Here is a 14,530-nt window from a genome sequence, read left to right as displayed (position 1 = left end):
CCCGGAGGGCGGTGCGGCCGGCCGCAGCACGGGAAGCGCGATCGGCGTCGAACCGCACCCCGGCCTGCGGGCCGTCGCCGAGCGGCGCACCACCGAGGCCGGCAGCCCGGCCCGCTTCCTGGACGGCGACGCGCAGGCGCTGCCGCTGACCGACGGCGGGCTGGACGCGGTCTGGTGCGAGCGCGTTCTCCAGCACCTCACCGACCCGGCGAAGGCCGTCACCGAGATGGCCCGGGTGCTGCGCCCGGGCGGCCGGGTCGCGCTGCTGGACACCGACTGGTCGACCTTCGTGCTGCACCCGGTGGCCCCGGACGTCCGTCCCGCGCTGGCCGCCGTCGTCCAGGGCGCCGCCGCCCAGCCGGAGGCCGGGCGCAGCCTCGCGGGCTGGCTGGTCGAGGCCGGGCTGACCGTCGACACCCTCGGCGCCGACGTCCTCCTGCACGACCCCCACACGGTCAGCCGGCCGATCGTCCGCGGCCTCGGCGCGGCGGCCGTCGGCCGGGGCCTGCTCACCGAGGAGCAGTGCGAACGGCTCTACGCCGACCTCGACGCGGCCGCCGGGCACGGGGCGTTCCACCTGTCGGTGACGATGTTCGCCGCGATCGCCCACCGGCCCCGCTGACCGGCCGCTCGAACGTTCTCCTGATCCTCAGGACTCTCAGAGCCGGTGCAGCGCCGCCTCGCAGAGCCGGCACCGCTGCTGCTCCAGCTCGGGCGGGTACCACGGCTCGCCCGGCCGGGCTGGGCGGTAGTGGGCGTGCTCCATCGGCGCGGTGTCCAGCCCGCAGAGGGTGCGCGCCTGCGGGTCCTCCGGGACGTCCGGGTCCTGGCCGGCGGCGTGCACCGCGACCACGCCCGGCCCGACGCCCTCGGGGCCGAGGGCCTGGTCCGGGGCCAGTTCGAAGAGGACGACGATCGCAGCCACGGTCCCACCGTGGCGGGCGGCGGCCGTCCGCGCATTTCGATCTTCACCCCGCCGGGGCCGGCCGGCCCCGGATTACCGGCGTCGTGAACCTGCCAAAGCAGTGGCCGCGTGCTCCAAGATGACAAGCGCACCACTCGCACGCCTCGCACAACTCGTACGACCGACCGGACCGACCCCGGATCAACCCCGGATCGACCCCGGACCGACTGGACCCCAAGGAGCCGCACCATGGGCATCGCACGTCGTGAACTCCTCAGCTGGGGCGCGGGATTCGGCGCCGCCGCCCTCGGAGGCCTCGCCCTCCCGGGCAGCGCCTCGGCCTCCCCTTCCGCCGCCGCCTCGACCACCCCGCGCGGGCTGCCGACCGACAGTTGGATGAGCCGCCTGAACGGCAGCACCTCCCTCCTGGACCTCACCATCCCCGGCACCCACGACTCCTGCTGCGAGAACCCCGCCTACGGCACCGAGTGGTCGCACACCCAGAACTGGGGCCTGCCCCAGCAGTTGACCGAGGGCGTCCGCTTCCTCGACATCCGCTGCAACGGCCTCCAGGGCGCGCCCGACGAACTCGGGATCTACCACTCGGACAACTACCAGCACATCCGGCTCCAGGACGTGCTCGACCAGTGCCGCTCCTTCCTCCGCTCGCACCCCGGCGAGACCGTCCTGATGCGCCTGCGCAACGAGCGCGCCGGCGGCCAGGCGCTCGACGACACCGAGTTCATGCGGCGGATCAACCACTACCTCGACGGGCTCGGCTACCGCGGCCTGTTCCACTTCTACGGCTGGCCGACCCTCGCCACCGCCCGGGGGAAGGTCGTCCTGATCGCCGACTTCACCAACCCGTGGGGCCTGATCGACTGGTCCAGCGGCGAGAACGGCTACTTCGACACCCAGGACCTCTGGCAGACCGGCGGCACCGACCCCCTGGGGACCAAGGGCCAGCGCATCGTCGCCCAGTTCGACAAGGCCTTCCTCAACCCGGGCTACTCGAAGATGTTCGTCAACTTCCTCTCGTACGCCGGTGGTTACTGGCCCAAGACCAGCTCTCAGGCGTTGATGGACCGCAGCATCTACCCGTACCTGAACGCCCGCACCCAGCAGCGCGCCCGGTTCGGCATCGTGCCGATGGACTTCCCGGACTTCCACGTCAACGTGCTGCAGATGCTGATCGACAAGAACTTCGTCTAGGCACATCGGCAACGGCGCCCTCCCCCTCGGCCCCCTCCCGCACCCGAGGGGGCCGAGACGTCGACCGCACGCCCTCGGGGCCGCCCTTCGCGAGACCCCGCGCACGCCCGTTCCGCATCAGCCCGGGGATGTAAACCCGTGGGCCAATGCCGGGTGACGGATCATCAATCCGCAGGCCGATGCCGCCCCCGCGCCCCCCGTGACAGCGTTCCGCGCATGGACACCACGCCGATGGACACGACGCCGACGGGCACCACGCCGATGGACAGCACGCCGACCGCCCGCCCCACCGGACCGAGCCGCCGCCGCATGCTCGGCACCGCCCTCGCACTGGGCGCCGTCGCGCCGCTGGGCCTCGCCCACGCCGCCTCGGCCGCCCCCGCCTCCACCCCCGCTTCCTCCACGGGCACCGGCCCCGGCTCCCCCGGCCGCCTCACCCTGCCCGCGCCCACCGGCCCCTTCCCCGTGGGCATGGTGCCGCTGCACCTGCGCGACGAGTCCCGGCTCGACCCGAACGCCCGGCCCGGAAAGTTCCGCGAACTGATGGCCACCGTCTGGTACCCGGCCCGGGCCGCGGCCGCCGACGCGTACCCGCTCGCCCCCTGGATGACCGACGGCGCCCTGAAGGCCTTCCTCGACGACGCCGGCTTCCCCCTCCCCCTCTCACTCGCCCCGCTCACCGCCGGCCACCAGGGCGCCCCCGTCCACCGGGCCGGGCGGCCGCTGCCCGTCATCGTCTACTCGCACGGCGCGGGCAGCCACCGCGCCGACCACACCATCGTGGTCCAGGAGTTGGCCAGCCACGGCTTCGCCGTCGTCACCGTCGACCACACCCACGACGGATTCACCGAGTTCCCCGACGGCACCGTCGTCACCCGGGACGGCGTCGCCCCGGGGCTGGCCCCGAAGGACTACGCCGCCGACCTGCTCTTCCTCCTCGACCGCGTCGTCGACCTCGCCAACGGCCGCAACCCCGACGTCGACGGCCGCACCCTGCCGACCGGCCTGCTCGGCAACCTGGACGCGCGGAACATGGGCGCCTTCGGCTGGTCCAAGGGCGGCACCGCCGTCGGCCTCGCCATGGTCGCCGACCAGCGCATCCGCGCCGGGCTCACCCTGGACGGGCGGATGGAGTCGAACCCCGCCATCACCACCGACATCGACCGGCCGTTCATGATGATGACCGCCCGCTACACCCGGGCCACCAGCCCGTTCATCGAGACCTTCTGGGGCCACCTGCGCGGCTGGCGCCTCGACGTCCAGGCCACCGGCGCCATCCACAGCTCCTACGGCGACAACATGACGCTGATCCCGCAGGCGGGCAAGCTGCTCGGCATGACCGAGCAGGACATCCAGTCCCAGGTCGGCACCCTCGACCCCGACCGCGGCGTCCTCGTCCAACAGGCCTACCCGCGCGCCTTCTTCGACCTCCACCTGCGGGGCCGGCACTGCGGCAACCTGCTCGACGGACCGTCGACGGCCTTCCCGGAGGTCGTCTACCACCCGTAGCCCCGGTACGGCGGGCGGCCGTCACGGGGGTACGGCCGCCCGCAAGGCCCGCAGACGCTCAACTCCCCTCCCTGGTCTTCGGGTTGACCGCGCAGAAGTAGACCCGGCCAGTCTGCTTGTCGAAGGAGAAGCTCCCCGAGTACTGGGTCCGGGTGACCGACTCGTCGAAGGCCCTGCTGTGGAGCCACCTGGTCGGGTCACCCACCTCGGCGGCGATCTCCTCCGGGACACCGCACCCGATGGAGACCTCCTCCCACGTCCCGTTCGCCGTGATCTCCGCCAGCGTCGCCGACTCGACCCGTGCCACCCCTTGCACACTCACGTCGGTCGGCCCGGGAACCCACGTCACGGAGTTCTGCGTCAGCACCCGACCGACCCACATCGCCGCCGACAGCGAACCCAGCTGCGGGAAACGGCGCTTCAGCAGTTCGGCGTCGGCCAGGCAGATTCCGCCCGTGCAGCGGGCCCGAGGGCGGCCGGCCCCTCAGCACTGCACGACACGGCCTTTCTCGAAGCCGAGGTCGAGACGATCCTCGTCCGGCTTCCCGTCCCGCTGGACGGACACCCGGTACTCCCCCTGGAGATTCCTCGGGATCGAGGCGGTGTAGACGGTGCGCCGGGCCCCGGCCAGGTCGACCGCGTACACCTGACGGACCGGGAACTCCCTTCCCTGGCACGACAGACGGTCGATCGTCTCACCGCTGGCCATCACCCGCACCACCCACGACGCCTCCCCGTCGCGTTCGCGCAGCCCCGGGTCCACGAAGACGCCGACGCCGGGAACCCGCCGCCCGGAGGTCTCCTCCACCGTCTCGCACCAACCCGCCATGACGCTCTCCGACGCGGCGCACAGACCCCCGGTCCGCTCCGCCTGCCAGATCAGCTCCGGCCCGTACCCGCCGTCGTACTCGACCAGCGTGAACCGATCACCCGCCGGCGCCGTCCCGTTCTCCTTCGCCGTCCGCAGGATCACCTGCTTCGAGCTCTCCGCAAACACCGGCCGGACCACGGGCGCCGACGTGACACCCTTGCCCGCCACCCCTCCGGCCCCACCCCCGCTGCACGCACTGGCAGCACACACCAGACCCACGAGAACAGCGCTCACCCTCATGGAACGTCCCACCACGTGACTCATCCCCCCGTACGCATTGCTCAAGACTTCGCCATGGCACCGCCGACCGGACGGCCCCAGTCTTCTCGGCCTGCCGGATCAGCGCCGGGCGAACTACGCTCTGACGATCAGCAGGAGGCCCGCCAGTAGGACCACCCCTCCCGCGACTTCGGGAAGCCCCTCACAGCACGGTCACCTGTTCCTCCCCCGGCGGCCCGGGCCGGGACCGGCACCGCTTCGCCTCCGGATGAACGCCGTGGGCGTCCCACCCGATCATCGGATGGGACGCTCACGGATGACCCACCGTTCCACGTCAGCGGCCCGGAACGCACCCGGGATCGCCTCCGCGGCGGAACTCAGCGGCTCACTTGTTGAAGAAGAGCGACACGAGTATGCGTATGACCATGACGCTCGAGAGGACGGTGAACCCCCACCCCACGACCAGGTGGATGCCGGCCGGCCCGTCCTTGGAGGACCTCCCGGAGGGCTGCGTGAACCACTTCGAGAAACCTCGGTAGTCCGTGACCATGGCCACTCCGAGGAACAGGGGGATCAGGAACGCCAGAGCAACGAGGATGCGCACAAGGATCTCCCGGACGGTCCAGGGCGGTAGCGGCGGCAGGAACCCGACCCGCGGACCCTACCAAGCCCAGTCCGCTGCCTCGCCCGCCCGGTCAGCACCGCGCCGGGCCGGCGACCCGATCCATGTTGAGCGTCACGCGGTCCTCGGCCGGCTGCCCGTCCCGTCGGACGGCCACCCGGTACTCGCCCTGGAGTCCGCGCGGTATCGACACCGTGTAGACGGTGTGGAGCACGCCGTCGACCGTGACCTCGTACGCCCGCCGCGCCGGAAAGCTCCGCCCCTGGCACATGACCCGATCGACCGTCTCACCGCTGGACAACAGCATGACCGACCACTTCCCCTCGTAGTAGGCGGCGCCGATGAAGATTCCGACGCCCGGGTTCGGCCTCGCGGCGATGTCCGCCAGCGGAACACAGGGACCCGAGCCACGCGACGATCCCGAACAGACCGCGCCGGTCCCCTTCGCCCGCCAGATCAGCCCCGGGCCGTACCCGCTGTCGTACCGGACCACCGTGGCCTCGCCACCGGCCGGAGCCCAGCCGTTCTCCGCGGCCGATCGCAGGATCCGCCGCCTCTCGACCTCCGAGAGCGTCGCCCCTTCCTCACCGAGCGGCCACGCGACCTCGGCCGCCACCCCACCGGACACGGCGCCCGCCGACGCCCCGCCGTGCCCACCGGACGCCCCAGTGCACGCACTGGCGCCACACAGCAGCCCCACCAGAACCACCCGGAACACCATCGAATGCCCTATCACGCGAATCGCCTCCCCCACCGAAGACCGGTCTCCCGCTCGTCCCACCGCGCGCGTCAGGATCCCGCCACGCGAGCCACCTCCCCTCCAGAAGCCAGGTCCTCGTGCCCATCAATCGTCACCAACCCCCTTCCGCCCCTGAACAAGTACGCAGGGACGCCCCACGCGACGAACGGATGGGAAGATTCCCGGAGACCGGTTCGACGCAGCTTCGTGATCCTCGGGCTATTGCCGATAGGACGGCCCTTGGCGGGCACCCATATCGACCAGCCTTAGCACGTCCCGACAAGCCCCGTCGCGGAGACCATCACGAGGGCACCCAAGGCGTAGGGGATCGGCCAGCCCATCCCTGGTCCCGGAGTGACCGTCGCGACCCCGGCCAGCCAGGCCGGAAGTCCCCCGTGACACCGTCGTACAAGACGCCGATATCGGTAGGGCTGCGACCCGAGTCCCAGCCATCGCTCCAATACAGGGTTCGAAGGTCCCTCACAGACTCCGCCAGCTCAAGGGCCTCACCAAACACCGGTGGCGGGACAGCCCCGAAGGCCGCCCCGCCACCGTCACACATACCGACTACGTCGGCTCAGCACTGAACGGCGTAGCCCTTCTCCAGACCGAGGTCGAGCCGTTCTTCTTCCGACTGCCCGTCTCGCTGGACGGCCACCCGGTACTCACCTTGAAGACTCCTTGGGATGATGGCGGTGTAGACGGTGCGCTGGGCGCCGGCCAGGCTGATCGAGTACACCTGACGCACCGGGAAGTTCCTTCCCTGGCAGGAGAGATGGTCGATCGTCTCACCGCTGGCCATCACCTGCACTGCCCACCATGGATCCTCCTCGCGGTTGAACAGCCCGGAGTCTCCGAAGATGCCGACTCCGGGAACCCGTTCCTCGGCAATCTGCTTCTCAGTCTTGCATCTCCCGGACGCGACGACCTCCGATGCGATGCAGAGACCACCGGTCTCCTCCGGCTGCCAGATCAGCTGCGGGTCGTACCCGCCGTCGAACTCGATCACCGTAAACCGGTCACCCGCTGGTGCCGTCCCGTCCGCCTTCGCGGTACGAAGGATCAGCTTCTTGTAGCTCTCCGGGAAGGTGTGCTGAGCCGTAGCCGTCGATGCGGTCCCACCAGTGGCGACCGACCCGTCGCCTCCGGACGCCCCGGTGCACGCACTTACACCGCACAACAGACCTGCGAGGACAACACAGAATATCGCCGAACGTCCCGTCACATCACTCACCTCCCGTGGGCGAAAATTTGCGCCTGCTCGAACCGGAGACTCCATGGCCCATCAATTCCTACCTAGGACCAGCTCGGGCGAGGAGTCGAAGGTGACGCGGTTCCAGTTGAGCATCTCGTAGGTTGCCCAATCCTTCGTTGTCACACTGCCGTCCGAATGATAGTAGGTCGTCCGGTAGCTCCATTTCCGGAAAGACGGCGCGAACCCGTATTGTTGCCCCTTCTTGACCATCAGGTTCCGTGACTCGGTGGTCGTGTCCGCGTCGGTCGTCGCCTCGGACGTCTGGGTACTATCCTCCGTGCTGTCGTTCCAGTTGATTTCGCCGTCGACCTTGAGGACGCCATAGAAATCCGCCGATCCGGCGATCTTGCGCCCCTCCGACTTGCTCACCTTGCTCGCAAGCTGCTTGGTCCACTGCTTGGTCTTCGTTCTGCTGTCAACGAGCGCGAGCGGCCCGTCCGCATCCGCGGTCCGGATATCAGCCCCGACGTTCTTGTCAATGTAGTCCTCGTAGGTACTCTTCGTCGAGGTTGCGAGGACATCGGTGCCACCATCGGGCCGGTTCTTGCTCACGTCATAGGCACGGTCAGGCTTCGGCTTCTTGTTGTTCCTAGGCGAACCCAACGGCGGCGGGCTGTTGAGGTACTCCTCCAACCCCTGCTGCCGGTAGGCCTCTCCAGCCTTGTTGTCCGCAACAATCTTGTCGTAGTTCGGGCCCTGCCACTTCGTCTCTTCAGTGAGCTTGGTGCCCATGTTGGTGCACTTGGCGAAGCCGCTCGCGCACTCCTCAAGCGCCATGCCGGTGGGGTCGGTCTTGTTGACCGGACTGTTGTTGCTGTAGGCGTAGGCGTTCCACTGCTGCGGGTCCTCGGGGAGGAGTAGCGGGTCGGGGTTGAGGAAGCGGCCGGTGCCCGGCTGGTACTGGCGGGCGCCGAGGTTGGTGAAGCCAGTGATGTCGTCCTTGAGTCCGCCGACGTAGCCCTTGTCGCCGGCCCAGGAGTTGGCCGCGCCGGAGCCGCGCAGGACGCCGAACGGGTCGGTCCAGCGGCGGGTCTCGGCACTGGTGGCCGAGTCGATGGAGAGCGTGCCGGTGTTGTGGTGGTCGGTGAACTGGTAGGTGAGCTTGGTCGGGCCCTGGCGGACCAGGGTGACGCCGCCGGGCATGGTGTAGTAGCGGGTGCCGGTGCTGGTCTTGCTGCCGGTGTCGTAGACGAGTTCGTCTCCGCCGCCGAGGTTGACCGTGATCTTGCCCGGGTTGCGGCGGATCAGCTGGTTGCCGTCCGCGTCGTAGAGGTAGCCGGTGGTGGAGGTGCCCTGCTTCATCGAGGCGAGCTTGCCCTCGGCGTCCCAGGTCAGTTCCGTGCCGTTGGCCGCGTCCACGGCGTTCCAAGTGGAGGTGCCCCACTTGGACACCCAGCCCGGCGCGTAGACGATGAACTTGCCGTCGTCCTGGACGACCGCGAAGTACTTGCTGTTCGCCCCGATCCAGGTCTGCGAGGACCACAGCGGCACGCGCTGCGGGTCGTAGACCACGAAGTTGCCGTCGTCCTGCATGGTCGCCCAGGCACCCGGGTGGTTCTGGGTGTTGGTCGACCAGGTCACCAGGCCGGTGCGCAGCGAGGTCAGCACGAGGTTGCCGTCGGTCTGCATGGTCAGCTGAGTGGAGTTGGAGCGCACCGACTCACCGGAGTTGAGCACGAAGCCCGCGCCCAGCGTCTTGGTGGCGGCCGGGTTGGCGATCTTCGTGGTGTTCCCGGCCGCGTCGTACTGGTTGCTCCCGGGGGTGCTGCCGTTGTTCGGGAAGGTGGACTTCACCGTCGTCGGCACGTGCGGACCGCCGGTGCCGCCACCCGTGCCGGCCGCGGTGGTCGGCGTGTTGCGGGTGCCCGGGGCCGGGAAGGCCTGGTCGATCGTCAGGTCCTTCGAGACGTCGCCGGTCGGGTTGTGCATGACCAGCTTCGTGCGGTTGCCGACCGCGTCGTAGGTGTAGTCCTGCCAGTACGCCGCGCTCCCGCCCACCGTGGTCTTCGCCGGAGCGACCGCACCATTGGTCGGCGTCGCGTTGGCGCACGCGCCCTGCCCGGCGAGCGACGGCGTCGGCTGGTTCAGCTTCCCCGTGTCCGACCAGGCCGAGGTCAGTCGGCCCAGGTAGTCGTGGGTGAAGCACTGGAGGTCGGTCGCGGCCGGAGTGTTGTTCGGGATCGTCCGGATCGCGGTGATCTGGCCCGCCGGGTCGTACGCGTAGGTGGTGTTCTGGACGGTACCGGTGGTGGCGGTCTGCTTGTCGACGTACTGGGTCAGCACGCGCCCGGTCGGCTCGTCGTACGTGTTCGTCGCGACGATCTGCGTGCCCCACGGGTTCATCGTGGTACGGATGTTACGCCCGTAGGCATCCCAGTCCGCCTGCCGCAGATAGGTGTAACCGGCCCCACTGATGTCGTTGAGCTCGCCATAGGACTCGTAGTTGTAGTTGATCGACTCCTGCGCCAGGTCACCCGCCGCGGCGCGCCCGTCAGCGATGATGGAGCCACTGACAGGGTTGTACGCCGCCGTGTAGTCGAACGTCACCTGCCCGGTCTTGCCGACCTCGCTGCCCGGGATGGCGACGGTGGTCTTCGTCGGACGGTAGGCAGCGTCGAACTCGCCAACGGACTTGGTGTAAGCCGCGCCCCCGGCACCACCGACGTAGCGGGTCGAGGAACTGGCCTGCCCCTTGGCCACGGTGTCGTAGGTGAAGCCGGTCAGCTGGTTCGCCGGGTCCGTCGTGCCACTGAACGTACCCGTCTTGCGGCCGAGCAGGTCGTACGTCATCGCGATCGTCTGCCCACGCGCGTCCGTCGTGGTCGCGACCCGTCCGCCCGCGTCATACGTACGTGTCGACACACCGGAGTCCGGGTCGTCGTTCTTCACCAGGCGGCCGCGCTGGTCGTAGGCGAGGCTCCAGGTGTTGCCTGCGGCGTCCACCCGGGTCGCCGGCTGGCCGTTCGCGTTGTAGGTGTACGTGGTGACGTCGGCGTCGGCCGGGTTGCCGGTCGCCGTCGGTGTCCGGTACTGCCACAGCTGCGCGGTGCGGCCACGGGCGTCGGTCACGGTGCTGGTCGCGGTCGCGCCACTCGGCGGCGACACGTCGACCCGGTCCGCCCCCGGGTACGCCGTGGTGTTCGTGGTCTGCAGCGTGCCCAGCGCCACGAACTGCGTGCTCACCGCTCGCCCCAGGCCGTCGAACTGGATCACGCTCGCGCTCGGCACCTTCGCGCCTTCGGGGATCCACCGGGTGGTGTTCGGAGTGGTGGTGTCCTCGTAGTAGTTGTTGTACTTCCGGTTGACGCGCCCCTGCGAGTCGTAGAACGTGTCCGTGATCAGGCGGCCGTGGTAGGAGGAGACCGCGGGATCGCCCTGGGTCTGCACCAGGCGGCCCAGACCGTCCAGGATCTGCACCGACTTCCCGTACGTCTTGCCGTCCGGACGCAGCGAGTTCGTCGTTGTGGTGGACGGTGACGACGTGCCGTTGACGGCGTAGTCGTAGGTGGCGTTGGCGTTGCTCGCCGTGTCCTGTCCCGGAGCCCAGGCCGCCTTCAGTCGGCCCAGCCCGTCATAGGTCTTGGTCACGGTCCGGCCGTTGGGGTCGCTCGTGGTGAGCGCCAGACCGCGGGCTGGGTTCAACGTGACCGTGGTCGTGCGGGGCGTGCCCGCGTCGGGTGCACCGGCCGGGGCCGGGCTACCGGTGACCACCTTGGTGGGCAATTCGCCCGGGCTCGCCGAACTGTACGCGGTCGTCACGGTCGCGCCGCCGGGGTTGGCCTTGTCGGTGACCGTCGGGTCCGTGGCGGCCGTGGTGCGGCCGTATGTGTCGTAGCCGGCCGTGGCCTTGAGGACGTACTGGGCCGCACCGTTGGCGTCGTAGTGGTCCAGTACCTGGGTTCCGGTGGCCTCGCCCTTGGCTCCGGCAGTGCCGAAGTCCTGGCCGTCGTAGAGCGTGCGGGTGTCGGAGATCGTGTTGGCCGGCGACGCGTTGACGGTGCAGGCGTTGGCGCCGGAGATCACGAAGACCTCGGAGACCAGACCGGTCATCTGCCGGTTCGCCGCAGCCGCGTAGCGGTAGCGGGTGCACACATCCGACGTGCCGTCGGCCGTGCTCAGCGAGGTGGTGACCCGGTTGTTGCTATCGGGGTCAGTGGTGGTCGCGGTCGAGGTGGTGCGAGTACCAGTCGTGGTCACTGCCGTGGTGGTCGAGGTGACCTTGGTCGCCTGGTACCGGGCCACCAGGTCCGGCAGTCCGGCCCGCGTGCGCGTGGCCTTCGCCACGGGGGCCTCGTACGTGTTCACCGTGTACGAGAGCGGCGAAGCCGGGTCGGCGGACGCGTCCGCGTAGCTGTCCGTCTCCAGGATCTGACCGAACAGCCAGTCGGAGTCGGCCCGTCCGCCACTCTTCACGCCCGCGACGGAAGCGGCCTTGGCCTTGCCGTCCGCCTTGTAGTCGCCGTCCATGCCCTGGTAGTAGCTGGTGGTCGACTTCGCCTGCGGCCCGTCCTTGCCGGAGCCGGTCACCGTGGTGACGCTGGCGTAGCCGCGGAACTGGTCCCAGGTGCGGTAGTCCGACTCGGCCAGCGCGCTGTCGTTGCGGTGCCACGCGGCGGGGCCGTACACGTAGGAGGTCGTCGTCGACACCGCGCCGGTGATCAGCTTGGCGTTCGGGTCGACGGTGACCGTCTCCACCGGGTACCGCAGGAACCAGTCGTCCACCGTCGTCTGCACTCCGGTGTCGAACCACTTCACCGGGAAGCAGCTCCTGTCGTTGCCATCCGCCGAGGCCGGCATCCTCCCGGCCGTGCGCGAGCAGGACTCCTTGGCGTACGACACCAGGATCGTGCCGCCGGTCTCGGTGGTGATGACCGCCAGACGCGGGCGGTAGTACCGCGGACGCGCGGGCACCAGACCGTCGACCCGGTTGGGCAGCAGCTCGTCGACGAAGGTCATCTCCGGCAGCGCCTGCTCGGACTGGCCGTTGGCGGTGTCCTTGCCCGTGCGCTTCACCGACTGCAGCCAGGCGATCGGCGCGTTGTCCGTCGCGTTCGCCGGCGTCTTGAACACGTGCTTCAGGTCGTAGTGGTCCACCGGTCGGTACGTGCCGCCCGAACGGATCGTCGTCGTGATCCCGTTCAGCCACTTCGTCGACCAGTACGTCGGAAGGAAGTTGGTGCACGTCCCGGTGTCCTGGCACTGCTTGTCCAGCGGGGCGTCCGGCCAGTTCGCCGCGTTCGCCGCCGTGCGCTGCGAAGGGTCGCAGGCCTTGGCGTCGGCCAGGCAGCGCTCCCCCGACTCGAAGTCGATCTTCGCTGCCGCCTGGTACGTGCCCCCGGCGGCGAGCTGGTCGGACAACAGCTGCCCGTAGGCGATCGACAGGAGCACACCACCGCGGGTGTACGACGTGTTCGTGCCCTTCCCGCTGTTCTGGGCGCCGCCGCGCGCGTACACGTTGGTCTCGGGCGTGTAGGAGTAGGTGGTCAGGTTGCCGTGCGGGTCGACCACGTAGTCCAGGTTCCAGCGCCACGCCGTCTGGCACCAGGAGCCCTTGCCCTTGGCCGCGTCGTAGCACGGGTCACCGGCGTTCGGCGAGTACACCGGCGTCGTCCACGCGGACTTGCTCTCCGGGCCCACCTTGCTGGGCGAACCGTCGGCCGCCGGAAGCTGGTTGAGGCCGAAGTAGTAGACCACTCCCGAGGTGTCCGTCACCTTCAGGTACGAGCCGTTCCAGGTGCCGTTGTTGGCGCCGGTCAGGAACTCGATCTTCGTCCCGTCGTCATTCTTCAGGTGCCAGGTGCACTTCGACTGCTCGTCGACACCGTTACCGGCCGTGCAGGAGGGCTCCGGAACGAGCTCACCGGAGTGGCCGCCCAGCGACAGCGTCAGGTTCGCACCGCCCCAGCACTGGTCACCCGAGCCGGGGATGCCGGCCTTGTCGCACGTCCGGTAGCCCCGCTCGACGAATCCGGAACTCAGGTCCCAGCCGTCACCGATCCACGACGCCTGCGCGTTCGTCGATGCCGTCTTCCCGTCCACCGACGCCGAGTCGTAACCCAGCGCCAACGTGGGAGCGGCACCTCCGAGAGTCGACGGGGTCACGATCGGGTAGCTGTAGGTGAACGACCCCGAGCCGCTGCCCGCCGCCCACGCCTGGCTCGGCGACAGCGACGTCGCGCTGTAGGTGCCGGTCCCGCTGGAAGGAGCGGCGGTGAGTGCCAGCACCACCTGCGCGGGAGCGGCGGCCAGTGCCGGCGCACCCGCGGACTTGGCCTGAGCGCGCTGCCCCTCGGCCGAGCCGGTCGTGGTGGCGGGCAGGTCGATGTCCGCCACGAGTCGCTTGGCCTGCTCGTCGTAGTGCGAGGCGACCGGCGTACGCGCCTGGCAGCCGTCGGCGTCCGGCGTCGTCAACGCACACTCCGGCAGAACCGCCAACCCGGCCCTGTGCGCGAAGTCGCCACCGGAACCCAACGATCCCAGGTCGAGCCCGATCCGGACCTTCCCCGGCTGGGCCCCGTCGCCGCTCCGCGACAGCGCCACCAGTGTCGTCGGCGCACCCGCGTCCGGACCGGAGCCCGGCGCGGCCGCGAGCTTCACCTGCACGGGCGCGGCAGCAGCGGCGTCGCCGGCGCGGGCGACCGGAGCCACCCAGACCGGCAGGTCGCCCGCCTGCTTCGACGCGCCGACGACAGACTCCCGCCCGTCCGCCGCGCCGGCGTCCCGGTCGGTCGGCGTGTCCAGGGCGACCACCGCCGTGCCGTGCTTCGGCTGCGGCACGCTCTTCGGTGGCACCCAGTCCGGCGAGCCGGTGTTCGGCGAGGAAGCCTTGGACTTGTCCGTCGTCCCGGGCACCGAGGCCGTCCGCTGGAGCGGCGTGTTCGGCGGCGACCAGACCTTGCCCTTGCCCCCATCCGCGGGGGCCGCGACTGCGGTACCGAGCGGCGCGGCCAGCATGCTCAACACGGCGAAGGAACCCAGAATTGCCATTCGAGGCTTGCGCCACCGTGACGGGGAATCACCCCATCCGGATTCACCGGGTGGTCTTTCTACTTCGGAAGACACTTTTACCCCCCCAAGAAGAGTCCGCACCGCTGGTCGATGCGGACGGGATCTCGCAGGAGGGTAGGGGACAAACCATCCAATGGTCGAGCAAATTGAGGAAAGGCTGAGGATGTGATCGATATCACATTCGAGAAAAT

The 14,530-nt window shown here is 69.6% G+C and carries 10 protein-coding genes; 3 read left to right on the top strand and 7 right to left on the bottom strand.

Annotation, left to right across the window (positions count from 1 at the left end):
- Positions 1–622 (top strand): methyltransferase domain-containing protein (locus AE652_RS06540; protein ID WP_049650200.1); only part of this gene is annotated, 622 nt, incomplete at its 5' end.
- A gap of 36 nt (positions 623–658) precedes the next feature.
- On the opposite strand, the gene AE652_RS06535 is transcribed toward AE652_RS06540, so the two are convergent.
- Complete coding sequence (locus AE652_RS06535; RefSeq protein ID WP_053111985.1) at positions 659–925, bottom strand: hypothetical protein; 267 nt, start codon at positions 923–925, stop codon at positions 659–661.
- Between the two features lie 228 nt (positions 926–1,153).
- On the opposite strand from AE652_RS06535, the gene AE652_RS06530 reads away from it, so the two are divergent.
- On the top strand, positions 1,154–2,116 hold the full coding sequence (locus tag AE652_RS06530; protein WP_049650199.1) for a phosphatidylinositol-specific phospholipase C: 963 nt from the start codon (positions 1,154–1,156) through the stop codon (positions 2,114–2,116).
- Between the two features lie 216 nt (positions 2,117–2,332).
- Complete coding sequence (locus AE652_RS06525; RefSeq protein ID WP_234348250.1) at positions 2,333–3,625, top strand: acetylhydrolase; 1,293 nt, start codon at positions 2,333–2,335, stop codon at positions 3,623–3,625.
- A gap of 58 nt (positions 3,626–3,683) precedes the next feature.
- Here the strand turns inward: AE652_RS06525 and AE652_RS06520 are convergent, their stop codons facing one another.
- The 6 genes from AE652_RS06520 to AE652_RS06495 form a co-directional block, all read right to left on the bottom strand.
- Entirely contained in the window at positions 3,684–3,932 is a 249-nt protein-coding gene (locus AE652_RS06520; protein WP_159028382.1) for a hypothetical protein, read from the bottom strand.
- A 177-nt stretch (positions 3,933–4,109) separates the two neighbouring features.
- Positions 4,110–4,622, bottom strand: coding sequence for a hypothetical protein (locus AE652_RS06515; RefSeq protein ID WP_159028381.1), 513 nt, complete (start codon positions 4,620–4,622; stop codon positions 4,110–4,112).
- A gap of 478 nt (positions 4,623–5,100) precedes the next feature.
- Positions 5,101–5,319: a hypothetical protein gene (locus AE652_RS06510; protein ID WP_049650196.1), complete on the bottom strand. Its 219-nt coding sequence runs from the start codon at positions 5,317–5,319 to the stop codon at positions 5,101–5,103.
- A gap of 91 nt (positions 5,320–5,410) precedes the next feature.
- Positions 5,411–6,091 (bottom strand): hypothetical protein, encoded by a 681-nt coding sequence (locus tag AE652_RS06505; protein ID WP_049650195.1) that lies wholly within the window; start codon positions 6,089–6,091, stop codon positions 5,411–5,413.
- 562 nt (positions 6,092–6,653) lie between these two features.
- Entirely contained in the window at positions 6,654–7,085 is a 432-nt protein-coding gene (locus AE652_RS06500; RefSeq protein WP_049650194.1) for a hypothetical protein, read from the bottom strand.
- Between the two features lie 276 nt (positions 7,086–7,361).
- Positions 7,362–14,318 (bottom strand): RHS repeat-associated core domain-containing protein, encoded by a 6,957-nt coding sequence (locus AE652_RS06495; protein ID WP_159028380.1) that lies wholly within the window; start codon positions 14,316–14,318, stop codon positions 7,362–7,364.
- Between the last annotated feature and the right edge of the window lie 212 nt (positions 14,319–14,530).

Origin of the sequence: Kitasatospora sp. MY 5-36 (assembly GCF_001182915.1) — a bacterium.
GTDB lineage: Bacteria > Actinomycetota > Actinomycetes > Streptomycetales > Streptomycetaceae > Kitasatospora.
The sequence above is the reverse complement of the archived record's forward strand: the minus strand, read 5'-3'. Positions and strand labels throughout refer to the sequence as shown.

Excerpts from the sequence above, each read along its gene's own strand:
- AE652_RS06530 (WP_049650199.1), top strand. The coding sequence starts at position 1,154 with ATGGGCATCGCACGTCGTGAACTCCTCAGCTGGGGCGCGGGATTCGGC.
- AE652_RS06525 (WP_234348250.1), top strand. The coding sequence starts at position 2,333 with ATGGACACCACGCCGATGGACACGACGCCGACGGGCACCACGCCGATG.
- AE652_RS06495 (WP_159028380.1), bottom strand. The coding sequence starts at position 14,318 with ATGGCAATTCTGGGTTCCTTCGCCGTGTTGAGCATGCTGGCCGCGCCG.